This is a genomic window from Nonomuraea sp. NPDC050022 (genome assembly GCF_044460705.1).
Taxonomy (GTDB): domain Bacteria; phylum Actinomycetota; class Actinomycetes; order Streptosporangiales; family Streptosporangiaceae; genus Nonomuraea.
In genome coordinates this window covers 262,978-285,709 of the sequence record NZ_JBITKE010000004.1, presented here as the reverse complement: position 1 = coordinate 285,709, position 22,732 = coordinate 262,978, and the positions used below count along the sequence as shown (strand labels likewise).

Genomic DNA, 22,732 nt, shown 5'->3' with positions numbered 1-22,732 from the left:
TCACATCAGATGTATAACTACTTCGTAGCGTTTCAACTACTCTCCGTAGAAGTCGGCATGGGTCATGGTCACCGGCGTGCTGCTACGCACCGCGGTGATCGGGCTGACGATAGCCAGGGACAGCCGACGGCTCTCGCGCCGCCACTTCATCGTCACCGCCACCGCCGTGGTGGCGATCGGAGGCGTGCTGGTCATGGCCGAAACGCTTTTCGCCGACGATCTGCCCCAGTCGGCCGTACCCGTCGCCGCGGCCCAGGGGCGGCTGCCCACTCAGCACCCTCGCCCCGCCAAGCCCTCACCTTCTACCTCGCTGGAACCGACTACCACCGCGCAGTTGCGCGCCGCGCTGGCGACCGGGCGACTCGGCCTGGAGGCGCTGTTGTCGCGCAGGGAGGCGACCACCATCCGCGCCGACCTGGAGCCGATGCTGCGCGCTCTGCCCGGGCGCACGCCCGCCGAGATCGACCGAACACTACGGCAGGCCAAGATCGACGCTGATGCCAGCATCGGCGACCTCACGCTGCGCCAGCGCCACCTTCTTCTCACCGCTCTCGGCGAGGCCCCGGCGAACCCGAGCCGATGACTTCCGCACGGCGCGCCATGACGTACGGGAGCCCAGGGTGGAAGCCGAGTCAGTCCGGCCGGGAGGCCGCCACGGTGGAGGCGAAGTGCCCGCGTCGTGTCCGTGATCGGCGTCTCCGGCCGGGTCAGGCGCTCTGGAGCAGCTCGGCCAGGTCGGCGGGCATCGGCATGGGCTGGGTCAGTCCCACTGTGGCGCGCCCGGTGTTGCCCTCGGGGTAGCGGCCCAGCGCCGAGCCTGGCGCGGCCACGATGATGCGCGCGACCTGCCCGAGGGCTTCGCGCCGGTCGCGCAGGCGGACGGCCAGGGCGAACATGGCGATGTGGTTGGCCGTGTGCGGCCAGGGCCAGGGCTGGGAGACGATGTGCGCCCGTTCCAAGTGCCGCCACCTGGCTTCGGGGTCGGTGGTGGTGCGGGCGGCGCGCATCTCGGCGCGGTAGGCGGCCCGCACGCGGACGGGCATCGGACGGCCGATCATCGGGATTCCTCCTGCGTAGACGAGCAGCAGCCACCGGCGCAGCCGCCGGGCTCGGCGACGTCGGCGGCCGGGGTGAGCATGGTGGTGGCGGGGATGGCGCAGCAGGTATCGCCGCGCCAGGCCTCGCGGCCCTCTTTGACCGCGACCGCGGCGATGACCAGAGCGGCGATCGGATCGGCCCAGGACCAGCCGAACAGACTGTTGAGCGCCAGCCCCACGAGCAACACCGCGGACAGGTAGGTGCACAGCAGGGTCTGCTTGGAGTCGGCAACGGCCGAGGCCGAGCCGAGCTCGCGGCCGGCGCGGCGCTGGGCGTACGACAGGAACGGCATGACCGCCAGAGAGAGCGCGGCCAGGATGAGGCCGGGCGTGGAGTGCTCGGCCTCGCCGACGCCGAGCAGCGCCCGGACGGCGTCGAAGCTCACGTACGCGGCCAGCGCGAAGAACGAGACCGCGATGACCCGCAGAGCCACCTTCTCCCGCCGCTCGTGGTCGGTGACGGAGAACTGCCAGGCCACCGCGGCAGCCGAGGCGACCTCCACGATCGAGTCCAGGCCGAACCCGATGAGCGCGGCGGAGGAGGCGATGGTGCCCGCGGTGATCGCCACGACGGCTTCGATCACGTTGTAGGTGATGGTCGCCGCGACCAGCAGCCGGATTCGGCGCCGCAGCACGGCGCGCCGGGCCATGCCGATGCCGGGCAGGTTCACCGCGCTCATGACATCGGTTCCAGTTCGGCGTCCCCGTCGCCGGTTTCCACCCCATAGGTCGGGCACAGCGCCACGGCGTGGCCGGTGGCGCCCAGCAGGTGCTCGGCCGAGGCCAGCAGATCCATCAGCTCGGGCCGGGTCAAGCTGTAGAACGACTGCCGTCCTTCGGCCCGGTAGTCGACCAGGCCGCAGTCGCGCAGGCAGGCCAGATGCTTGGACACCGTGGACTGGGCCAGCCCGAGCCGGCTGGTCAGATCCACGACGCGGGCCTCGCCGCGCGCGAGCCGCTGCACGATGCGCAGCCGGGTCTCATCGGCAAGGGAGTGGAACAGCGCCGCCGCCGGGGAGATGCCGGCGGCGATGTCAGCGCTGACGCACCGGCCACCTTCAGAATCAATCGCCATATGGCGATGATAGCCCGATGTAGGCATGCCAGCGCAAGGGGACTGGTTTCGGATGTCCGGCCGACAATCCCCGCCCCGGCGCCAACTCCTGCCCCTGGTTCACCGTTCGCCCCCTGCGCCATCGCCCCGGCGGCGACGGGATGCCGCCTTGCGCGCCCACCACACCGCGCCCGACCACACGAGCCGGCACAACGCCAACGCCGTCACGATGCCGACCAGGACCACAACAGCGATCCAGGCGACACCCCCACGTGAGCCCCTGCTCCACCTCGGGCAGCAACAACAAATCCATGCCAAGCCCAGACGCCGATCGCTCGCCGCTCGCCTGTTCTGGGGCGTTCCTCCTTGAGCCGAATGCCTGCTCCACGCGCACGACGGCGTCGGTGGGTCCGATCAGCCGTGTATTGGGAGTGTCCTCCCACGATCGGTTTGCGGAATTGCTGACTTTGGGACCAATGGCATTGGTATTCGGGACTTCGTCCTCCGGTGGTCGGCCGCCTGTTTCGCGAGGCTGGAGCTGGGGTGTTCCAGTTCGGGAATGGGACCGTTGAGGGATGGAACCGTTCAGGGATGGGACCGTTCAGGGATGGGACCGTTCAGGGATGGGACCGTTCAGGGAGGGGATACGTGATGACCAGACGGATCGTGGTCGGCGTGGACGGGTCCGAGCCGGCGACAGCGGCGGTGCGGTGGGCCGCCGCCGACGCGCGGCGCAGGGGACTGGCTCTGCGGATCGTGCACGTCTGTGAGCAGTGGCCGCACGGGCTCGCCGCGTTCAGCGCGGAGTACTGCGCGGGTGCGCTCGAGGCGGCCGCAGACCGGGCGCGTGAGCTGGCAGGCGGCGTGGAGGTGACGACGGAATTGTGCGCCGGGAACGTGATCGACGAGCTGATCGGCGAGTCGGCGTCGGCCGACAGCCTGGTGCTGGGCAGCAGAGGACTCGGCGGTTTCAGCGGCCTGCTGCTCGGCTCGGTCAGTACGGCCGTCGCGGGCCACGCGCGGGGCCCGGTGGTGATCGTCCGCGGGCCCGGCCAGGAAGAGCACGGCCAGGAAGAGCCCGGTCAGGAAGAGCACGGCCGGATCGTCGTCGGCTACGACGGGTCCGAGCAGTCGGAAGCCGCCATGGAGTACGCCATCGAGCAGGCCCGCGCTCGCCACGCGCGGCTGCATGTCCTGTATGCCTGGCAACTGCCGATGTTCTCCCCGTACGCGGCCGCCTACGGCAGCCTGCTGGAGAAGGCATTCCAGCACGAGGTCCGGATAGCCGGCGAGCGGGTGATCCCCTGGCGCGAGAAGTACCCCGACATCGAGATCAGCGACGAGCAACTGTGCGAGCACCCGGCCGGCGCTCTGATCAAGGCGGCGACCACGGCCGACCTGGTCGTCGTCGGGTCGCGTGGGCTGGGCGGCTTCGCCTCCGCGGTGCTGGGCTCGGTCAGCCGCGCCGTGCTGCACCACGCCACCTGCCCGGTCGCGGTCGTACGGCCCCACCAGGAGAGGCCATGAAACTGCGGCTCGGCCGTATCTCCGATCATCCCGAGTCTTACGGCTTCCCTTCCGGGCACCCGCCGATGGGGACCTTCCTCGGTGCGCCGGTACGGGCGCCCGCCAGATGAGCGACGCCGACCTGGTGCCGCACCACCGACGCTACGCACCGCGTCACCAGGGAAAACAGGGTCCTTCGGTTCCTGTCCGACGGACTTCCGGCCCTACGACAACGCTCTGTGAGCGGGTCGAATGGAGATGACGAAGGAGGACGGATCATGATCATCGTAGGTGTGGATGGCTCGACGACCGCGCGCGCTGCGGTGGAGTGGGCGGCCAACGACGCTCTCCGGATGAAGGAGCCGCTGCGGATCGTGCACGCCGTGGACCGCTCGCCGTACCAGATCGGCAAGTTCCCCAACGCCGCGCTGCCCGACCCGCTGCTGCGCGAGGGGCAGCGGATCCTGCGCGAAGGGTTGGCCCTGGCCAACGAGCGTCAGCCCGATGTCGAGGTCACGACGCGGGACATCGAGGGCGCGCCCGCTGAGGTGCTGCGCGAACAGGCCAAGGAAGCTAGCGAGATCGTGCTCGGCAGCCGCGGTCTCGGCGGGTTCGCCGGAGCGCTGCTGGGTTCGGTCAGCACGCATGTGGCGGGTCATGTGGACTGCCCCGTCGTGGTCGTACGCGGCGATCACCAACCGGTCCACGGGGAGATCGTGGTCGGCGTGGACGACTCGCCCGCATGCGAGCCCGCGCTGGCCTACGCCTTCCGGCAGGCCAAGCTGCGCGGAGCCGTGCTGAGGGTGGTGCACGCCTGGCAGCCGGTGCACGTGTTCGCCTCCGGGGTGCCGTACGACATGGACGACGTCCGCATCGCGCAGCACCAGATCGTCCAGGATCGGGTGGGGGCGTTCGCGAAGGAGTACCCACAGGTGACGGTCGTCGAGGAAGTCCAGCCGGCGCAGCCGGTGGAAGCACTCACCGACGCCTCCGCCCGAGCCGACCTGCTGGTGGTGGGCTCGCACGGCCACGGCACGGTGGGCGCGATGCTGCTCGGCTCGGTCAGCCGCGGCGTCTTGCACCATGCACACTGCACTGTCGCCGTGGTGCGCGCCCAGGACGCGCCCACCCCGGCGTGACTCGGATGCTGATGCCCAGGATGGCAGCGGCCAAAGCGTACCCAATCACGGCCTGGTCGCCGGCCGACCCGCTGACGCCGACGATCACCTCATTGCGGGGCTGCACGGGCTGGCCTGCGAGCCGTCGAACTCCCACCACAATCATGATGTCCTCGGTCCAAGCGGCAGGGACAGCTCTGAAGATCTCTACTCAGGACCTTCAGCTATCACGGAGGCGGAGCACATTCCGGTTCGTGGTCGACGCGCCAACGGCCCAAAGCTGCAACCGCGACGTGCGACGGATATCAACGGATTCGTTCGCGAGCCAAGCTGGTGCTGGACATCGACGGGTAATCCACGCTCCATAGAGATGGCGGGTGCGAACCGCTATCACGGTCTCTCTCAGACAACTGCATAGTTACTCGCAGTGGGCCGCACGACTGGGACAGGGCTTCGATCCGGCCTGCCAGGTTGCCGCCTTGCCATCGTCTGTCCATATCCCAAAGCCTCCTTGCTGAAAGCAATGCTTATGATTCGAACAGACGAGCGTCACTTCCTGGCCGACGTTGAGAGCGGCGGTTAAGCTAGACGTGATCGTGGTCCGCAAGCCGGGGTGACGCGCTGGTCCGCAGCAGCGCCTGTCCCAACACCCGGCTCAGGTCGGCACCGGTCACCATGCCGACCAAGCGGTCACCGTCAACGACAACGGCGGCGATCGGCTGCCCTTGCGCGACCTGCTCCAACAGCAAGGTGGCCTCCTCGTCCGGCGCGATGGTTCGCAGCGGTGGCTGCATGGTTGTGAGCGTCCCCACCCGCGTGGAGCTCCGGCGCTCCGTGGGCACTGCCGCCAGGGTGTCCAGTGAGACGAAGCCGGCCGGGGCGCCGGTGAGGGTCACCACCGGGAAGACCGTCTGACGGGAGTTCAGCACGACCTTCTCGACGAGTTGTTCGACGTTCATCCAGGCAGGCGCCATGTCCGGCGCCGGGGTCATCACCTCACGCACCAGCAGGCCGCGCAACCCCGCGCGGGCGAGCTTGACGGCAAGCTCCTGGCGTGCGCTCGCGGCGATGTACCAGCCAAGGAAGGCGAGCCACAGACCGCCCAGCCAGTTCCAGAGGAACGTAGCTAGGAGACCGAATGAGATCAGCGTCGTACCGAGGATCTGCCCCGCTCGTGCTGCCGCTCGATCCGCTCGGATGGCGTCGCCGAACCGCCACCACAGCAGCGCGTGCAGTACGCGCCCGCCGTCCAGAGGAGCGCCAGGAAGCAGATTGAACAGGCCGAGCATCAGGTTCATGGTGAACAGCCACGCGGCGGCGGACGCCGCTAGAGCCGATCCGGGCAAGAAGAGGTAGGCGAGGAAGGTCACGGCGGCGATGCCCAGGCTGGCCAACGGGCCCGCCACCGCCGTCGCCAACTCGATCCGCGGACCCTTCGCCTCCTCTTGCAACTCGGTGTAGCCACCGAGGACCCACAGCGTGATGGAGCCGACCCTGAGCCCGTGCCGATGGGCGATCAGCGCATGGGCCATCTCGTGGGTCAGCAGCGAAGCCATGAACAGCGTGCCCGTGATCACGGCTACCAGCCAGTACTGCCTCTGGCCGTATCCCGGCACAGCCTGCGGCAGCACGGTAGCGCCGAGCAGTACCACGATGAGCGCCGCGATACCGAGCGCCGACCAGTGCGCACGCACCGGGATGCCTGCCACTCTGCCCAGCGGAAGAGTCTGCTTCACTTAGCCATAATCCTGCGGTGACATCCCGCCCGAGCAGGGCCATATGGCCCTTAACGGCAGGACTTTGGTCTGCCGGGCCTACCGGCCGTAGAACGTGCTCGACTGATCAGCTCGTCGGGATCGTGGCGGGAACGGCCAACCGTGAGGCTGCACGGGTCTAAGTGGATATCACCGCTGTGCCAGGGTAGCGGTCCATCGGGAGCCTCTGCGGGATCCGGGGGATGGTCTTCACGAAAGCGGACGTTCCGATTGGCCTCTAGCGTCGCCGTCTCCGGCGACGGGTGCGAGGTGAGAGCCATGGCTGAGTTTCACCGGGTGGTCGTGGGTTATGACGGCTCGGATTTCTCGATGCAGGCCTTGGACTGGGCGCTCGACGAGTGCGAGTTGAGGGGATTGCCGCTGACCGTCACCCACGCGTGGCGTTGGCCCTACGGTGAGGCGGCCGACGAGGTCAAGCTGCATCTGCGCAACGCCGCCGAGCATGTGCTCTACCATGGCGCCGATTGCGCGCGTTCCTCCAGCACGCTGACCGATGTCAAGGCGGATCTGTACGAGGGTTCACCCGCCGAACGCATCGTTGAGCTATCGGTCGGCGCGGACCTCGTCGTCGTCGGTTCGCGGGGCCTGGGCGCCCTGGCCAGGTCGGTAGTCGGCTCGGTCACCGCTTATGTCGCGGCCCACGCGCAGGCTCCGGTGGTCATCGTGCGCGGCCCTGGCCCGCTACCGGTGACGGCTCATCCGGGCCCTGTGGTCCTGGGTCTGAGTCCGACCACGCCGGATGCGGCACTGCAGTTCGCCTTCGACGAGGCCGCTCTGCGCCGGCTTCGGCTGGTGGTCGTGCATGCCGTCCATCTGCAGATCATGGCGTGGGGAGTGGCGATGGCACCCGTACCCGACGTCGAAGCTCTTACCCGGGCCGGACAGAAACGGATGGAGGAACGCCTGACTCCCTGGCGCGACCGGCATGCGGAGGTCCATGTGGAGGGGCATGTCGTCATCGCTCCGGCCAAGGAAGCCCTGCGCACCGCGTCGAGCCAGGCGAGCCTGCTCATTGTCGGTGCGGAGCGAACCCGGCATCACGGTCATCTGGGCACGGTGGTCAGGGCAATGGCGGAGCATGCCACCTGCCCCGTCGCCGTCGTCCCCGGCTACGCTGACCGGCCGCACGAGGAGATGAAGGATGAAGAAGCCCTCTCCATTCAGGAGAGATGATCTCGAATCCATGGTTCCCGACCGATCAAAGGGCCGGACGGCCAGAGCCACAGAGCGATTCGCGCGCCAGCGCCCAGATGGACGCCGGCCGCGGTCGAGGGGAGAAGACCGCGATGAAGGCTTCGGTAGGTGACCGGTTGATCGTCGAGGGCACCTACAATCATGAGCCCCGGCGGATCGGCGTGATCACGGAGTTGCGCCATGATGATGGTTCCCCGCCGTATGTTGTGCACTGGATCGACTCTGAACACGAAACACTCGTGTTCCCGGGGCCGGACGCTCGTGTGGTGAGCAAACAGGAGAGGGAGGCATCGCTTCCGCCTCCGTGAGCGCGCATGCCCATACGGGCCACGGCACGCGGACGTCGTCCGGCCGCTCCGCGCCGAGATGCGAGCAGGCTGCCGAATAGGGACCATGGCCAGGATGTCAGGACCTTTGCCATGCTCATTTGGCTTGGACACTTCCCAAACTGAAAGAGACGAAGACGCATCATCCCTATGGGGAGATCCAGTGCCAGAAGTGCCGCTTCGACCGTAGAAGTCGAGCTTCCAGCGGAACGCAGGAGGTGTGTCGTGATCGTAGTCGGAGTCGATGGATCGCTGGCCGGGCTCGAGGCCGTGAGCTGGGCGGCGAGGGAAGCCGCGCTTCGCGAGGTGCCGCTCGTCGTGGCACACGCCATGCCCCGATGGGCCTGCGAGACCCGTGACGGCCGCCTTGCGGAGGCGACCAAGTGGATGCGTGAGGGCTGCGCGACCGTGCTTGCCGAGGGCAAGTCTCGGGCGGTCCGTGAGCAGCCGAAGGCCGAGGTGGAGACCCTTGCGCTGCCAGGGGATCCGCGTCCGGCCTTGATACGAGCATCGCAGGACGCCGAACTCCTGGTGATCGGCAGTCATGGACTCGGAGGCGTACGCGGCATGCTCATTGGGTCGGTGGCCTATGGTGTCGCTGGACACGCCGCGTGTGACGTCGTCGTGGTACGCGCGCTGCCTTCGCTGCCGCGCGGCGAGGTCGTGGTGGGTGTGGACGGCTCGCCCAGATTCGACGCCGTGCTGGACTTCGCTTTCGCCGAGGCGGAGCTGAGGGGAACGCGGTTGCGTACCGTACACGCGTGGGCCTGGCCTCGGCTGGGCGGCTTCGAGCCGGCAGACGTCGCCAGCGAGCAGGAAGAGTTGCTCGTGCTCAAGGAAACGCTCGCCGGTCACCATCCACAGCACCCGGATGTCGAGATGATCGAAGAGGTCGTGCATGGGCATCCCGTCGAGGTTCTACGCCAGGCGGCGATGGGAGCCGATCTACTCGTGGTCGGATCACACGGACACCGAACGCTCACCGGGATGGTCCTCGGATCGGTGAGTCACGCGCTCTTGCATCATTCGCCCTGCCCGCTGGTCGTGGTGCGGGGCAGCGGCGACGATCAGGGATGACCGGTCAAGAGCCATGTGCTCCGTCGAACGTCACCGGTCCGGCCGCGCCGCCTATCACAGGTTGGATGCGTAGAGCCGGTTATACGATCAATGATGGGCCGAGGGCTCTGCCGCGAGCACGTGTTCCGCGCCCTTAAGTGGAGTGACGCACGTCACGTCGCGCCCTGTCACGTCTCTGCGATCCCCGGTGTCTTGAGGCCATGACCGAACACAACACATCCCACAAGGTCGTGGTCATCGGCGGCGGTTACGCCGGGACGCTGGCGGCCAACCGGCTGCGGAAGCGCGACGACGTCGACATCACTCTGGTCAATCCGCGCGCGGAGTTCGTCGAACGCATCCGGCTGCACCAGTTTGTGGCCGGCACCGGCGACGCCACGATCGATTACGGCACGTTGCTCGGCGAGGGCATCCGCCTCGTCGTCGACAGCGTCACGCGCATCGACACCGCTGCCCGCACCGTGCGACTGGCGTCGGGCCGCGCGCTCGACTACGACTATGTCATCTACGCCGTCGGCAGCACCGGCGCGGTCCCCTCGGTGCCAGGCGCGGCCGAATTCGCTTGGCCCATCGCGGAATTGGAGTCCGCGCAGCGGCTGCGCGCCAGGCTGGAGGAGTTGCCCCTCGAGGCTCCGGTCACCGTGGTCGGTGGCGGACTGACCGGCGTCGAGACGGCCGCCGAACTGGCCGAACAAGGGCGCAAGGTCACGCTGGTGTGTGGCCGAACCCTGGCGCCCTACCTGAGCGCAGGGGGGCGCCGATACGTCACCAAATGGCTGACCCGCCATGGTGTCTCCGTGCTCGAAGGCGGCGCGGTGACCGAGGTCCGGGCGGACGCGGTCGTCCTCGCTGACGGTTCTGCCGACAGCGTGGTGCGTCCGAGCGCACTGACCATCTGGACGGCCGGTTTCGGCCTGCCGGAGCTGGCGGCGACCAGCGGGCTGCGCACCGACGCGCTCGGCCGGCTGCTCACCGACGAGACGCTGACCAGCATCGACGACGACCGCATCGTCGCGGCCGGCGACGCCGCCGCACCGTCGGGCCAGCCGCTGCGGATGAGCGGCTACGCCGCCGGGCCGCTCGGGGCGCAGGCCGCCGACACCGTGCTGAGCCGCATCGCGGGGACCGAACCGGCGGCGATCAACCTGGCCTTCACCGGCGCATGCGTCAGCCTCGGCCGGCACGCCGGCATCAGGCAGATCTCCGGTAAGGACGACACCGCGGTGAACATCTACATCCCCGGCCGCATGGGCGCCATAATCAAGGAAGTGACCTGCAAGTTCGTGGTGTCCAAGAGGATCCGTCTGGAGGCAGGCAAGCCCGGTTCCATGGGCTGGCCCAAAGGTGGCCCGCGCCCCGAACAGCCGGCCTCCGCCGCACGGGCGGTCACCTCCCCGTGAGCGCCGACGAGCATGCCGAGCGATTCACCGTGTTGCGGCCGCTGCTGTTCACCATCGTGTACGAGATCCTCGGCTCGGCGACCGAATCCGACGACGTGCTGCAGGACAGCTATCTGCGCTGGGCCAAGGTGGATCTCGCGGCGGTGCGGGACACCAAGTCGTATCTGGCGCGGCTGGTGACCCGTCAGGCGCTCAACGCCTTGCGCGCGAGCACGCGCCGTCGCGAGGAGTACATCGGCTCCTGGCTGCCCGAGCCGCTGCTGCTGGAGGAGAATGACGCGTCGGCCGATGTGGTGCTCGCCGAGTCGGTGTCGATGGCGATGCTTGTGCTGCTCGAAACGCTCACCCCCGATGAGCGCGCGGTGTTCGTGCTGCGCGAGGTGTTCGGATTCGACCACGACGAGATCGCCGCAGCGGTGGGCAAGTCCGTGGTGACGGTGCGCCAGATGGCGCACCGCGCCCGCGGGCACGTACAGGCGCGGCGTAAACGTTTCGACCCCGTCGACGCTGGGACGACCACGCGGATCACCGAGCAGTTCATGTCCGCGGCGGCGACCGGTGACATGGTGGGGCTGCTCTCGCTGCTCGCGCCGGACGCCACGTGGACCGCCGACAGCGGCGGCAAGGTCACCGCGGCGCGCCAGCCGGTGGTGGGCGCGGAGAAGGTGGCCGTGCTCGTCATGGAACTGTTCCGCGTGGGGCGGTTGCCGAACGCGCGGATCGAGATGGTCAACTGCAACAACGCGCCCGCGATGGCCGCCTACGACGGCGATCACCTGGTAGGCGTCTGCCTGTTCGAGATCGGCGACGGGAAGATCACCAACTTCTACGTCATCCGCAACCCGGACAAACTCCTCGCGCTGACGGTTCCGCGTCAGATCAGCCGGTAGGAGTCGGCAGGCCACAGCGCAGTAGGTCGCGATCGCGCGAGTCTGGCGCAAGCGGAGTTGCCGCTGCAGATGCGGCGCGGCAGGTGACATGTCCTGTGGCGATCGACGAACGCGCCTCCCCCCTTCGCGTGTGTTGACCAATTCGATTCAAGGATGACCAAGGAGCTGACCATGACCGATACACAGGTAGTGATCGCTGGGGCAGGGCCGACCGGTCTGATGCTCGCGTGCGAACTGGGGCTTGCCGGGATCGATGTGCTCGTCCTCGAGCGGCTCCCGGAGCCTCGAACGGTGGAATCGCGGGCCGGAGGCCTGCACATCCGCACGCTGGAGATGCTCGATCAGCGGGGTCTGCTCGCCGGGTTCCTCGAGCGCGGACGGCCGCGACAGGACGTGCACTTCTCCGGGCTCGGTCTCGACCTATCCGATATGGCGACGCGATATCCGTACGCTCTGCTCATCTTGCAGGCCGAGGTGGAACAACTGCTGGATGAGCGCGCGGCGCGGTTGGGGGTACGGCTGCGCCGCGACGCCGAGGTGACGGGGTTCACCCAGGACGAAACTGGCGTCACGGTGGAACTCGCGGACGGGTCGCGTGTCCGGGCGGACTACCTCGTCGGCTGCGATGGGGGCCGCAGCACCGTGCGCGGGCTCGCCGGCATCGAGTTCCCCGGCACCCAGGCCACGATGACCGCGATGCTCGGCGACGTCGAGCTCGCCGAGCCGCCCGCGGCCGACATCTTCCAGGAGCGGCGCGAGCACGGCAGATTCTCGGTGCTGTCGTACGGTCCGGACTGGTACCGGGTGCTGACCAACGAGTTCGATCACGTCGTCGGCCGGGACGAACCGATGACCCTGGAGACCCTCCGCAAGTCATTGCTCAAGATCGCCGGGACGGATTACGGGATGCACTCACCGCGATGGCTCTCCCGGCACGGCGACGCGGCACGCCAGGCCGACCGTTATCGCGTGGGCCGGGTTCTCCTGGCCGGCGACGCCGCGCACATCCACTTCCCGGCGGGCGGTCAGGGCTTGAACACCGGCGTGCAGGACGCGGTCAACCTCGGCTGGAAGCTCGCCGCCGTCGTCCGCGGCCAGGCCCCAGACCTGTTGCTCGACACCTACCAGGCCGAACGCCACCCGATCGCCGCCCGCGTCCTGCAGAACACCCGCGCCCAGACCGCACTCTGGCGGGTGGACGATCACACCTCCGCTCTGCGCGAGGTGCTGGGCGACCTCATCGGCATCGACGAGGTACGGCTGCGTCTGGCCGGCATGATCACGGCGACCGACATCAGGTATCCGATGGAGGGGACGGACGACCTCCTCGGCATGCGGATGCCGGATCTCGACCTCGAACACGGTCGCGTCTACGAACTGCTGCACCGCGCTCGCGCGATTCTGCTGGATCTCGGTGGTCTCCCGCCGGTCGCCGCCGTCGTGACCGGCTGGGCGGACCGAGTCGATCTCGCCCGCGCCCGCCCTGCTGAGGGCTCCGACCTCGGTGCGGACGCCGTACTCATTCGTCCCGACGGACACATCGCCTGGGTCACCCGCGCCGGCGAGCAGCCAGACCTGGACGCTCTCCGGGCCGCCCTCACAACGTGGCTCGGCCCAGCTGGTCTTCACGGTGCGCAGGTACGCCACCGGCCCGCCCTGCCGCCCATGCGAAACCCGGACTAGCACGACTCTGCGCGGACAAGCCACCTCCCGATCACAACAGCGCCGCGTCGGTGACGCCCGGGCGCGGTGGCCGCCAGCCGCCACCGTCCAGCTTGGCCAACTCCGGCTCGACATCCACAGTGATGACGCCGAAGAAGCATCGGGGATTGTGGCGGCTGATCGGAGGTGAGGAGCTGCTCGCCGCAGAGTGGACAGCGACCATCCTGCTTGGCGAGCAGGCGAAGGGTGTAGCCATCCAGCGGTGGTTTGATCTTCTTCTGGCTCTTGGCCCAGTACGATCCAGGCCCTGACCGACTCGCAACTCGCGAGTGACCATCGGCTGGCCGCCGTTGAAGCCGCCCGCCAAGCCGTCACCGAGTGTGAGCGCAAGCTGGTGGGTTATCGCGCGGTTCTTGATGCCGGGACCGACCCGGTGGTGGTCGCCGGCTGGATCACCGAGACAGAGGCCAAGCGAAAGGCCGAGCAGATGCGCCTGGACCAGGCGATCACCAAAGTTCCTAAAAGACTCACCGAGGAGGAGATCGCTGCGATGGTTACGAAGCTCGGCGACCTTCGAAAACTGCTCCACAGCGCGGATCCGCAGGACAAGGCTGATGTGTAGGAGCCGCTCGGCCTACGTCCGACCCGGGCCAGAAAACAGTGATCGCCAGAGCTCAGCTCGGGCGATCATGTACCAATTGTGTCCGAGGGGGGACTTGAACCCCCATGCCCCGCAAAGGGCACTAGCACCTCAAGCTAGCGCGTCTGCCTATTCCGCCACCCGGACTTGGTGCCTGCACGTGGGACCGTCATCCCGCGTCGGCTCCGTAAGGTTAGCAAACTCTGAGGGGTGCGTCATACCAGGATTCCGGAGGGAGGATGAGACGGCAATACGTACCCGATCGTAAGGAGCCTTCATGGCCGAGGACGAGGTCGTCGAGCTGTGCCGTGATCTGATCCGTATCGATTCGACCAACGCCGGCGACAACGCGGGGCCCGGGGAGAGGGCGGCGGCCGAGTATGTCGGGGAGAAGCTGGCCGAGGTAGGGCTCGAAGTGACGATCCTGGAGAGCGACGATCGGCGGGCGAACGTCGTCGCGCGTATCGAGGGCACCGATCCGGGCCGTGACGCGCTGCTGTTGCACGGGCATCTCGATGTCGTGCCGTTCGACGCGGGCGACTGGCGGCATCATCCGCTCTCGGCGGAAGTGGCCGACGGATGCGTCTGGGGGCGCGGGGCCGTGGACATGAAGGACATGGACGCGATGATCCTGGCGGTCGTGCGGCAACGGCTCAGGGAGGGGCGCCGGCCTGAGCGTGACGTGGTGCTCATGTTCACCGCCGATGAGGAGGCGGGTGGGGAGTACGGGGCGAAGTTCCTGGTCGAGGAGCACCCGGAGCTGTTCGAGGGGGTCACGGAGGCGATCGGGGAGGTCGGCGGGTTCAGCGTGTCGATCGGGGCGGATCAACGGCTCTACCTGATCGAGGCCGCGGAGAAGGGCATGGCGTGGATGCGGTTGACCGCGAACGGCCGGGCCGGGCACGGGTCGATGCTCAACCTGGACAACGCCGTGACCGAGCTCGCCGACGCCGTGGCGCGTGTGGGGCGGTATGAGTGGCCGGTACGACTGACGCCGACCATGAGCAGGTTCCTGGAGGAAATAGGCGGCGGCGATCCCGAGGCCGCGATCGCCAAGCTGGGGCCGGTGGCCAGGATGCTGGGCGCGGGGCTGCGCAACACGGTCAATCCGACCATGCTGGAGGCCGGTTACAAGGCGAACGTGGTGCCGCAGACGGCCTCGGCGACCATCGACGGGCGGTTCCTGCCGGGGTTCGAGGAGGAGTTCTTCGCCACGGTCGACGAGCTGCTCGGGCCCAACGTCACGAGGGAGTTCGTGCAGCACCAGGTGGCGCTGGAGTTCGGCTTCGAGGGGCCGCTGGTGACGGCCATGGTGGAGGCGCTGCTGGCCGAGGACCCGGCCGGGCGCGCCGTGCCGTACACGATGTCCGGAGGGACGGACCTCAAGTCGTTCAGCAGGCTCGGAATCCGGGGCTACGGGTTCGCGCCACTCAAGTTGCCTGCGGACCTGGACTTCTCTGGGATGTTCCATGGGGTTGACGAGCGGGTGCCGGTGGATTCGCTCAGGTTTGGGGTGCGAGTGCTTGACCGCTTCCTGGATCACTGCTGAAAACCCCTTGCGGCAACCTTGAGTGATGCTACGGTTACGGATCGTTGAGGGGTGAGTCCACGGACCGGCCTCACATTGTGAGGTCGGTCCTGGTGCTTCTGAAGGAGGGTTCACGTGGCACGCATGCCGGTGCGGTGGTGGCGGGCAATGCCCGCCCTCGCTTCCCGGCGCGTGCCCGTGATCATCTTCGCGGAGGATGCGATCGCCGATCGGGCCGCCCGGATGGCGCGGTTCGCGGCCGGCGCCCGCCAGGTCATCGCACGAGTAGTCGCGGCCGGCGTCCTGCTGGCCGCGGGATGGCTGCTCGCCGTTCTCTTCGGACTGCTCTTCGCCGCTCCGGCGGCCGCGGATTCCACCGCGGCGACAGGGACGGCCACAGCGGTCGGCACCTCTCGCACCGTCACCGGGTCCATCACGGACGGTTTCCCCACGGCTGACGGGAGGGTCTCGGCGTCGGACAACGCCGAGATGATCGGAAAGGTCTCGGCGTGGGACAACGCCGAGGCGATCGGAAAGGTCTCGGCGTCGGACAATGCCGAGGCGATGGCGGGGCGGACGGTCGACGGGCTCAACAGCCAGTCCGATCCCGGCCTGCCGCCTGCTTCTCCTGCGACCGATATCCTGGACACCAATGGTCTGGTGCCCAGCGGCGGTGGCAGTGGCCCGTTCGGGCCAAGCATGGGAGATGTCGCGCGGTCCTACTTCGACCCGCGTATCGAGGCTCGGCGCGCCCCCTTGGCGTCCGTGCTTCCTCCGGTCGTCCGCACAGCGGCGGATGACCCTTCTTTCTCACCTGACTGACCCCCGCCACAGATTCCGATGAGTACGGCGGCGGAGCGCGGCTAGATCCCCTCCGCCAGCGGGTGACATGTCAGTCATCTTGGTTCGCGATTCCCCGAGGTCTCCGCTGTGCGCGGCGCACTGCGACCTCGCATGCCCTCGGCTGCCCGCGAACCGTCAGGTATCCCCCTATGAACCAAGTAGGAGCATTCATCATGCGTACGTGGGCGAAGGCTTCGGCCCCCGCGGCTCTTCTAGCTGTAGCCGTCATGTCCTTCGGCAGCGGCACCGCGCTGGCCGACACCTCCGGCGACTCTTCCGTCGGCGGTGGCAACCAGGTCAACCTGCCTGTCTCGCTGCCGATCGACATCAGCGGCAACTCCGCCGCTGTGCTGGGCAAGTCCGAGGCGAGCTCCCAGGGCGGCGCCACGGTCGTCAACACCGGCAAGGGCGGCACCTCCGACAGGACCTCCGGCGACGGGAGCGTCCTTGGTGGCAACCAGCTCAACGCGCCGATCAACGTCCCGATCAACGCCTGCGGCAACGCCGTGTCCCTGATCGGCAAGTCCGACGCGGGCTGCAAGGGCGGCGCCTCGGTCAAGAACACCGGCAGGGCCGGCAGCTCCAACAAGACCTCTGGCAAGGGAAGCGTCCTTGGTGGCAACCAGGTCAACGCGCCGATCAACGTCCCGATCAACGCCTGCGGCAACGCCGTGTCCCTGATCGGCAAGTCCGACGCGGGCTGCAAGGGCGGCGCCACGGTCAAGAACGCCGGCAAGGGCGGGGCCGGTGGCAACCACACCTCTGGCCAGGGCTCCGTGCTCGGCGGCAACCAGGTGATCGCGCCGGTCAGCGCCCCGATCAACATCTGCGGCAACTCGGTGGCCGTGCTCGGCAGGGCGTTCGCGGGCTGCAAGGGCGGCGCCACGGTCAAGAACGGCGGGCACACCCACTACCGGGGCGGTCACGGCTCGACGGGCAACGACACCGACGGGCGCTTCGGGGTCGGCAGCGGCAACCAGGTCATCGCACCGATCAGCCTGCCCATCGTGGCCTGCGGCAACGCCGTCGGCAACGCGCACGCCGGCTGCAAGGGCGGCGCCTCGGTCAAGAACACCGGCAAGGGTGGCCCTGGCGGCAACACCACGTCCGGCAAGGGTTCCGTGCTCGGCGGCAACCAGGTGATCGCGCCGATCACCGCGCCGGTCAACGTCTGCGGCAACGCTGTGGCCGTGATCGGCAAGGCGTTCGCGGGCTGCAAGGGCGGCGCCTCGGTCAAGAACGGTGGCAGGGGCGGCGCCGGGGGCAACCACACCTCGGGCAAGGGCTCCGTGCTCGGTGGCAACCAGGTGGTCGCCCCGATCACCGCGCCGGTCAACGTCTGCGGCAACGCCGTGGCCGTGCTCGGGCTGTCCGGGGCTCGCTGCAAGGGCGGCGCCTCGGTGGTCAAGAACGGCGGTTCGGGCGCGGGTGGCAACACCACGTCCGGCAAGGGCTCCGTGCTCGGCGGCAACCAGGTGATCGCGCCGATCACCGCGCCGGTCAACGTCTGCGGCAACGCCGTGGCGGTGCTCGGCGACGCCGCGGCCGGGTGCCTCGGTGGCTCGAGTGTCGGCAAGCCGGGACACGAGGGCTACCACCCCTACGGACACTACAGCTCCCACCAGGCCGCCGACTCCAAGGCCGGTGGCGTGCTTCCCGCGCTTCCCCCGGTCCCGGTCCTGGGCAGCCTGCGGGGCGTGGGCAACATCACTCCGATGCGTGGCGGCGGCTCGCCCGAGCTGCCGGTCGTCGGCGACATGCCCCTGGTCGGTGACCTGCACGAGCTGTTCGGTCTGCCCGAGCTGCCCGGTCTGCCTGGCCAGCCCGCCACCCCGGTCAGGCACGTCACGCCGGCCAAGCACGTCAAGAACGGCAAGGCTCCGGTCACCCACGCCGCCCGCGCCGAGGACACGCAGTCGCCGCTGGCCCCGGCCACCGCGCTGATCGCCGGCACGCCTGTCGGTGGTGCGGTGAAGCTCGCGACCAGCAGCCTGCCCACCGGCGACCTGGGGCTGATGAGCGCGGCTCAGCCCGCGGGCGTCACGGGGATGACCACCGGCTCGCTGTTCGCGCTGGTCCTGGGCGCGATGTTCGCCGCCTCGGCCACGCTGTTCGCGGCCACCCGCCGCTTCCGGCTCGGCCGGAAGTAATGACAAGAACGTCTACCGCTCACAGCCGGTGAGCGAGTAGCGAAAGACGCTTTGCCCGTTCCGGGGGCGCGGCCCGGGGCGGGCAAAGCCATGTCTGATCACAGGGTGCTGCGGACGCGCATGACCTTGCGGCGCAACCGTACATGACGGCTTCCGTCAGGGTGCAGGCGCACACGCGAGAGCTCCCACTGACCGTACTCCGCGTGTTCGGTGAGCAGCTGACGTGCTGCTTCGCGGGACAGATCGCGCGGAATGAAGATATCCATGTAGGAGTAGTCGAGCACAACGATTAGTCTCCAGGGTGAGTCAGGGCGCGATGCCGCTCGATGGGGCTTATTCTGCGTGCTTGTGGGTGCGTCCGGAAGCTAGTGGGTAGTCCCGGGGGAAGGAAAATTCCGCGAGTCGGGTTACCTTTCAGATCAGTGCCGGCTCCCGGCAGGGGGAATTGCAAGCGAACAGTGAGGTAGGAAGCAGCGTGCCAGCCAACAACGGCAGCACCGGTGGAACCCGCCGTCTGGTGATCGTCGAGTCGCCCGCCAAGGCGAAGACGATCAAGGACTACCTCGGTGCCGGCTACATGGTCGAGTCCAGCATTGGCCACATCCGCGATCTGCCGGAGCGGGCCGATGACATCCCCGAGAAGTACAAGGGGGAGGCTTGGGCGCGCCTCGGGGTCAATGTCGAGCATGAGTTCGAGCCGCTGTATGTCGTCAACGCCGACAAGAGGTCGCAGGTCAGCAAGCTGAAGCAGCTGCTGAAGGATGCCGACGAACTCTACCTGGCCACTGACGAGGACCGCGAGGGCGAAGCCATCGCATGGCACCTGCGCGAGGTGCTCAAGCCCAAGGTGCCGGTGCACCGCATGGTCTTCCACGAGATCACCCCGCAGGCCATCCGGGACGCGGTGGCCAATCCGCGCGACCTGAACCTGCGCCTCGTCGACGCCCAGGAGACCAGGCGCATCCTCGACCGGCTCTATGGCTATGAGGTCAGCCCGGTCCTGTGGAAGAAGGTCAAGCCGCGGCTGTCGGCGGGCCGGGTGCAGTCGGTGGCGACCAGGCTGGTGGTGGAGCGCGAGCGGGAGCGCATGGCGTTCACGTCCGCCCATTACTGGGACCTGCAGGCGCTGTTCGACACGGGCAAGGCCGAGGAGCGTCCGCGTGACTTCACCGCGACGCTGACCTCGGTCGACGGCAAGCGGGTCGCCCAGGGGCGCGACTTCGCCACCACCGGCCTGCTGAAGACGAACGACGTGCTCCACCTGTCGGAGGCCGCCGCCGGTGAGCTGGCTGGCCGGCTCCAGGGTTCGTCGTTCGCGGTCAAGTCCGTCGAGCGCAAGCCGTACACCCGTAAGCCGTACGCTCCCTTCCGGACGACCACTTTGCAGCAGGAGGCGAGCCGCAAACTGGGCTTCTCCGCCAAGTACACGATGCAGGTGGCGCAGCGGCTCTACGAAAACGGCTTTATCACCTACATGCGTACCGACAGCATCACGCTGTCGGAGACGGCGGTGGCGGCCGCGCGCTCCCAGGCGATCAAGCTGTACGGCTCTGCGTACGTTCCCGACAAGCCGCGTGTTTACACCAGCAAGGTCAAGAGCGCGCAGGAGGCGCACGAGGCGATCCGGCCTTCCGGGGAGGAGTTCCGCACTCCCGGTGAGACCGGGCTGAACGGTGACCAGTTCCGCCTGTACGAGCTGATCTGGCAGCGGACCGTCTCGTCCCAGATGAAGGACGCGGTCGGCGAGTCCGTCACGGTCAAGGTGCGCGGCGCGTCGGCCACCGGCGAGGACGTCGAGTTCAGCGCCTCGGGCCGGACGATCACGTTCTACGGCTTCCTCAAGGCGTACGTCGAGGGTGCCGACGATCCGTCGACCGATCGCGACGACTCCGAGAAGCGGCTGCCGAACCTGGCCGAGGGCGACGCGCTGAGCGTGTCGCGGCTTGACGTGGCCGGCCACTCGACCAAGCCGCCCGCCCGCTACACCGAGGCTTCGCTGGTCAAGGAGATGGAAGATCGGGAGATCGGGCGTCCTTCGACGTACGCCTCGATCATCGGCACGATCCTCGACCGTGGCTACGTGTTCAAGAAGGGCACCGCGCTGGTGCCGTCCTTCCTGGCATTCGCCGTGGTCAACCTGCTGGAGCAGCATTTCGGCAACCTGGTCGACTATGAATTCACCGCCGAGATGGAGAAGGTGCTCGACGACATCGCCAACGACCGGGCGGAGCGGGTGCCGGAGCTGCAGCGCTTCTACTACGGCGAGGACGGCGACGAGGGCCTGAAGGAGATGGTCACCGACCTCGGCGACATCGACGCCAAGGAGATCAGCTCCTTCCCGATCAAGGGCACCGACATCGTCATCAGGGTCGGGCGATACGGCCCATACCTTGACAGAGGCGGCGCTCGGGTGAACGTGCCCGAGGACATGACACCCGACGAACTGACCGCCGAGAAGGCGGAGGAGCTCTTCTCGCGGCCCACTGGCGACCGCGAGATGGGGACCGATCCGGTGACCGGGCACATGATCGTCGCCAAGGACGGGCGATTCGGGCCGTACGTCACCGAGATCCTGCCCACGCAGGAGGAGGAGACCCCGAAGCGGCGCACCAAGAAGGCCGACGCGGCGAAGCCGCGGACGAGCTCGCTGTTCAAGTCGATGTCGCTCGACACCGTGACGCTCGAGGACGCGCTCAAGCTGCTGTCGATCCCCCGGGTCGTCGGCGAGCTGGAGGGCGAGGAGGTCGTCGCGTACAACGGGAAGTTCGGCCCCTACCTGAAGAAGGCCGCCGAAACGCGGTCGCTGGCCGCGGAGGAAGAGCTGTTCACGGTCACGATCGAGCAGGCCAAGGAGCTGTTCTCCCAGCCCAAGCCGCGGGGCAGGGGCCGGGCGGCGGCCGCGCCGCCGCTGCGCGAGCTGGGTGAAGACCCCAACTCCAAGAAGCCCGTCGTGGTCAAGGAGGGGCGATTCGGTCCCTACGTGACCGATGGCGAGACGAACGCGTCGCTGCGCAAGGGCGACACGGTCGAGGAGATCACGATCGAGCGGGCGGCGGAACTGCTGGCCGAGCGGCGTGAGCGGGCCCCGGCGCCGAAGAAGACGACGACCCGGAAGGCGCCGGCCAAGAAGGCACCCGCGAAGAAGCCGGCGGCCAAGTCGTAAGTAGCATTGCCGCGTGGTGGTCTTGATCTTCGTGGGCCTGGTGTTCGTGGCGCATCTCTATCTGTGGCATCGGATGGTGCGCTCGACCACTAGGCGCGGGCGGGTGCGCACCGGCCTGACCTGGGGGCTGGTGGGGCTCCTCGCGCTGGTCGTCGTGACGTTCGCGGGGATGCGGCTGGAGATGTTCCAGTGGCTGGCGTGGCCGGGCTATCTCTGGATCGCGATCATGTTCTATCTGGTGATCGCTCTGGTCCTGCTGGAGATTCCGCGGTTGGTGGCGTGGTTAGCGCTGGTCCGGGGGCGGGTGGCCGGGTCGCCGCCGTCGCCGGTTGAGGTGGTGCGACCGGTGACGGTGCCTGCCTCTGGTTCTCCCGATGTTTCGGATATTTCGGGTTTTGGGCAGGTTTCGGGGGTGGAGCCGTCGCCGGGCGGCGACGCGATGAGCAGGCGGCTCTTCCTCGGACGGAGCACCGCCGCCGTCGCGGGCGTGGGTGCGCTCGGCACGGTCGGGTACGGCATCAGCGCCGCGCTGGGTGATCCGGTGATCGAACCGGTCAAGGTCACGCTGCCCGGGCTCGACGCCAGGCTGAGCGGCCTGCGGTTCGCCGTGGTCAGCGACATCCACCTGGGGCCGCTCACGGGCAAGGCGCACACCGAACGCATCGTGCGGATGATCAATGGTCTGCGGGCCGACGTGGTGGCGATCGTCGGCGACCTGGTCGACGGCTCGGTGGCCGAGCTGGGCCCGCTGGCCAGGCCGCTGCGGAGCCTCGAATCCCGCTATGGCGCCTATTTCGTGACAGGTAATCACGAGTACTACACGAGAAACGGCCCTGGTGAGTGGATCGAGGAGCTGGACCGGCTCGGCGTTCGCTCGTTGCGGAACGAACGGGTGGAGATCCGGCACCAGGGCGGCGTGCTGGACCTGGCCGGGGTGAACGACCTCAACGGCGCCACCGCGAACGACGGGCCCGACTTCGACAGGGCGCTCGGCGGTCGCGATACGAGCCGCTCCACGGTCCTGCTGGCCCATCAGCCGGTTCAGGTCTCGCAGGCCGCTCGTTATGGCGTGGACCTGCAGTTGTCGGGGCACACGCATGGCGGGCAACTGGCGCCGTTCAACCTCGTGGTGCCGCTGCAGCAGCCGGTCGTGTCGGGGCTGGCGACGGTTGACGGGGTGCGGGTGTACGTCACGCGCGGCGCCGGGTTCTGGGGGCCGCCGGTCCGGGTGGGCGCGCCGCCCGAGATCACGCTGCTTGAGCTGCGCTCCTGACTTCGCGAGGCGCGAGTTTGCGGGCGACTCTGTGGG

General features: G+C 68.3%; 20 protein-coding genes and 1 tRNA gene. 15 read left to right on the top strand and 6 right to left on the bottom strand.

Features of this window, described 5'->3' with window-relative positions; all coding sequences use genetic code 11:
- Positions 1-76: 76 nt before the first annotated feature.
- Positions 77-583: a hypothetical protein gene (locus ACIBO2_RS17835; RefSeq protein WP_358533781.1), complete on the top strand. Its 507-nt coding sequence runs from the start codon at positions 77-79 to the stop codon at positions 581-583.
- Positions 584-707: 124 nt separating this feature from the next.
- On the opposite strand, the gene ACIBO2_RS17830 is transcribed toward ACIBO2_RS17835, so the two are convergent.
- The 3 genes from ACIBO2_RS17830 to ACIBO2_RS17820 are packed head-to-tail and all read right to left on the bottom strand — an operon-like array spanning position 708 to position 2,172.
- The gene (locus ACIBO2_RS17830; protein ID WP_358533778.1) at positions 708-1,058 is read right to left on the bottom strand and encodes a DUF3703 domain-containing protein; all 351 of its coding nucleotides are present in this window, start codon (positions 1,056-1,058) and stop codon (positions 708-710) included.
- Positions 1,055-1,777, bottom strand: coding sequence for a cation transporter (locus ACIBO2_RS17825; RefSeq protein ID WP_358533775.1), 723 nt, complete (start codon positions 1,775-1,777; stop codon positions 1,055-1,057). Before ACIBO2_RS17825 ends, ACIBO2_RS17830 begins: the two co-directional genes overlap by 4 nt.
- A complete protein-coding gene (locus tag ACIBO2_RS17820) occupies positions 1,774-2,172 on the bottom strand; it encodes a metalloregulator ArsR/SmtB family transcription factor (RefSeq protein ID WP_358533772.1) in 399 nt (132 codons plus the stop codon). The genes ACIBO2_RS17825 and ACIBO2_RS17820 overlap by 4 nt, the downstream gene beginning before the upstream one ends.
- A 630-nt stretch (positions 2,173-2,802) precedes the next feature.
- Between ACIBO2_RS17820 and ACIBO2_RS17815 the strand changes: the two genes are divergently transcribed.
- Both ACIBO2_RS17815 and ACIBO2_RS17810 read left to right on the top strand, forming a co-directional pair.
- Positions 2,803-3,678 (top strand): universal stress protein, encoded by an 876-nt coding sequence (locus ACIBO2_RS17815; RefSeq protein WP_358533769.1) that lies wholly within the window; start codon positions 2,803-2,805, stop codon positions 3,676-3,678.
- A gap of 257 nt (positions 3,679-3,935) precedes the next feature.
- Complete coding sequence (locus ACIBO2_RS17810) at positions 3,936-4,796, top strand: universal stress protein (protein ID WP_358533766.1); 861 nt, start codon at positions 3,936-3,938, stop codon at positions 4,794-4,796.
- 563 nt (positions 4,797-5,359) lie between these two features.
- Here ACIBO2_RS17810 and ACIBO2_RS17805 read toward each other — a convergent pair.
- Positions 5,360-6,484 carry a site-2 protease family protein gene (locus ACIBO2_RS17805; protein WP_397297917.1) on the bottom strand — a complete coding sequence of 375 codons (1,125 nt, stop codon included), beginning with the start codon at positions 6,482-6,484 and terminating at the stop codon, positions 5,360-5,362.
- A gap of 324 nt (positions 6,485-6,808) precedes the next feature.
- Between ACIBO2_RS17805 and ACIBO2_RS17800 the strand changes: the two genes are divergently transcribed.
- The 7 genes from ACIBO2_RS17800 to ACIBO2_RS17770 all read left to right on the top strand — a co-directional run bounded on the left by ACIBO2_RS17800 (position 6,809) and on the right by ACIBO2_RS17770 (position 13,721).
- Positions 6,809-7,723: a universal stress protein gene (locus tag ACIBO2_RS17800; RefSeq protein WP_358533761.1), complete on the top strand. Its 915-nt coding sequence runs from the start codon at positions 6,809-6,811 to the stop codon at positions 7,721-7,723.
- Complete coding sequence (locus tag ACIBO2_RS17795; RefSeq protein ID WP_358533759.1) at positions 7,720-8,052, top strand: DUF1918 domain-containing protein; 333 nt, start codon at positions 7,720-7,722, stop codon at positions 8,050-8,052. Before ACIBO2_RS17800 ends, ACIBO2_RS17795 begins: the two co-directional genes overlap by 4 nt.
- 243 nt (positions 8,053-8,295) lie before the next feature.
- Positions 8,296-9,147, top strand: coding sequence for a universal stress protein (locus tag ACIBO2_RS17790; protein ID WP_358533756.1), 852 nt, complete (start codon positions 8,296-8,298; stop codon positions 9,145-9,147).
- Positions 9,148-9,347: 200 nt separating this feature from the next.
- Positions 9,348-10,547, top strand: coding sequence for an NAD(P)/FAD-dependent oxidoreductase (locus ACIBO2_RS17785; protein ID WP_397297914.1), 1,200 nt, complete (start codon positions 9,348-9,350; stop codon positions 10,545-10,547).
- Positions 10,544-11,437, top strand: coding sequence for an RNA polymerase sigma factor SigJ (gene sigJ, locus ACIBO2_RS17780; RefSeq protein WP_358533750.1), 894 nt, complete (start codon positions 10,544-10,546; stop codon positions 11,435-11,437). The genes ACIBO2_RS17785 and sigJ overlap by 4 nt, the downstream gene beginning before the upstream one ends.
- Positions 11,438-11,608: 171 nt before the next feature.
- A complete protein-coding gene (locus tag ACIBO2_RS17775; protein WP_397297912.1) occupies positions 11,609-13,120 on the top strand; it encodes an FAD-dependent monooxygenase in 1,512 nt (503 codons plus the stop codon).
- Positions 13,121-13,493: 373 nt separating this feature from the next.
- A complete protein-coding gene (locus ACIBO2_RS17770) occupies positions 13,494-13,721 on the top strand; it encodes a hypothetical protein (protein ID WP_397297910.1) in 228 nt (75 codons plus the stop codon).
- Positions 13,722-13,800: 79 nt separating this feature from the next.
- Here ACIBO2_RS17770 and ACIBO2_RS17765 read toward each other — a convergent pair.
- Positions 13,801-13,886, bottom strand: a tRNA-Leu gene (locus ACIBO2_RS17765).
- A gap of 130 nt (positions 13,887-14,016) precedes the next feature.
- Between ACIBO2_RS17765 and ACIBO2_RS17760 the strand changes: the two genes are divergently transcribed.
- The 3 genes from ACIBO2_RS17760 (at position 14,017) to ACIBO2_RS17750 (ending at position 18,260) form a co-directional block, all read left to right on the top strand.
- A complete protein-coding gene (locus tag ACIBO2_RS17760; RefSeq protein WP_358533740.1) occupies positions 14,017-15,288 on the top strand; it encodes a M20/M25/M40 family metallo-hydrolase in 1,272 nt (423 codons plus the stop codon).
- 123 nt (positions 15,289-15,411) lie between these two features.
- Complete coding sequence (locus ACIBO2_RS17755; protein ID WP_397298577.1) at positions 15,412-16,089, top strand: hypothetical protein; 678 nt, start codon at positions 15,412-15,414, stop codon at positions 16,087-16,089.
- Between the two features lie 194 nt (positions 16,090-16,283).
- Complete coding sequence (locus ACIBO2_RS17750; protein WP_397297908.1) at positions 16,284-18,260, top strand: chaplin family protein; 1,977 nt, start codon at positions 16,284-16,286, stop codon at positions 18,258-18,260.
- Positions 18,261-18,358: 98 nt separating this feature from the next.
- Here ACIBO2_RS17750 and ACIBO2_RS17745 read toward each other — a convergent pair whose 3' ends face one another.
- On the bottom strand, positions 18,359-18,526 hold the full coding sequence (locus ACIBO2_RS17745) for a DUF5703 family protein (protein WP_205302617.1): 168 nt from the start codon (positions 18,524-18,526) through the stop codon (positions 18,359-18,361).
- 209 nt (positions 18,527-18,735) lie between these two features.
- Between ACIBO2_RS17745 and topA the strand changes: the two genes are divergently transcribed.
- Together topA and ACIBO2_RS17735 are read left to right on the top strand one after the other, a co-directional pair.
- Complete coding sequence (gene topA / locus ACIBO2_RS17740; protein WP_397297906.1) at positions 18,736-21,423, top strand: type I DNA topoisomerase; 2,688 nt, start codon at positions 18,736-18,738, stop codon at positions 21,421-21,423.
- Positions 21,424-21,436: 13 nt separating this feature from the next.
- On the top strand, positions 21,437-22,696 hold the full coding sequence (locus ACIBO2_RS17735) for a metallophosphoesterase (protein WP_358533731.1): 1,260 nt from the start codon (positions 21,437-21,439) through the stop codon (positions 22,694-22,696).
- The last annotated feature ends 36 nt before the right edge of the window (positions 22,697-22,732 follow it).

Bases quoted from the DNA above. Each gene is read 5' to 3' on its own strand.
- ACIBO2_RS17815 (WP_358533769.1), top strand. From the start codon at position 2,803: ATGACCAGACGGATCGTGGTCGGCGTGGACGGGTCCGAGCCGGCGACA.
- ACIBO2_RS17745 (WP_205302617.1), bottom strand. From the start codon at position 18,526: ATGGATATCTTCATTCCGCGCGATCTGTCCCGCGAAGCAGCACGTCAG.
- ACIBO2_RS17755 (WP_397298577.1), top strand. From the start codon at position 15,412: ATGCCGGTGCGGTGGTGGCGGGCAATGCCCGCCCTCGCTTCCCGGCGC.
- ACIBO2_RS17775 (WP_397297912.1), top strand. From the start codon at position 11,609: ATGACCGATACACAGGTAGTGATCGCTGGGGCAGGGCCGACCGGTCTG.
- ACIBO2_RS17795 (WP_358533759.1), top strand. From the start codon at position 7,720: ATGATCTCGAATCCATGGTTCCCGACCGATCAAAGGGCCGGACGGCCA.
- ACIBO2_RS17800 (WP_358533761.1), top strand. From the start codon at position 6,809: ATGGCTGAGTTTCACCGGGTGGTCGTGGGTTATGACGGCTCGGATTTC.
- ACIBO2_RS17785 (WP_397297914.1), top strand. From the start codon at position 9,348: ATGACCGAACACAACACATCCCACAAGGTCGTGGTCATCGGCGGCGGT.
- ACIBO2_RS17750 (WP_397297908.1), top strand. From the start codon at position 16,284: ATGCGTACGTGGGCGAAGGCTTCGGCCCCCGCGGCTCTTCTAGCTGTA.
- ACIBO2_RS17810 (WP_358533766.1), top strand. From the start codon at position 3,936: ATGATCATCGTAGGTGTGGATGGCTCGACGACCGCGCGCGCTGCGGTG.
- ACIBO2_RS17760 (WP_358533740.1), top strand. From the start codon at position 14,017: ATGGCCGAGGACGAGGTCGTCGAGCTGTGCCGTGATCTGATCCGTATC.
- ACIBO2_RS17830 (WP_358533778.1), bottom strand. From the start codon at position 1,058: ATGATCGGCCGTCCGATGCCCGTCCGCGTGCGGGCCGCCTACCGCGCC.
- ACIBO2_RS17820 (WP_358533772.1), bottom strand. From the start codon at position 2,172: ATGGCGATTGATTCTGAAGGTGGCCGGTGCGTCAGCGCTGACATCGCC.
- ACIBO2_RS17825 (WP_358533775.1), bottom strand. From the start codon at position 1,777: ATGAGCGCGGTGAACCTGCCCGGCATCGGCATGGCCCGGCGCGCCGTG.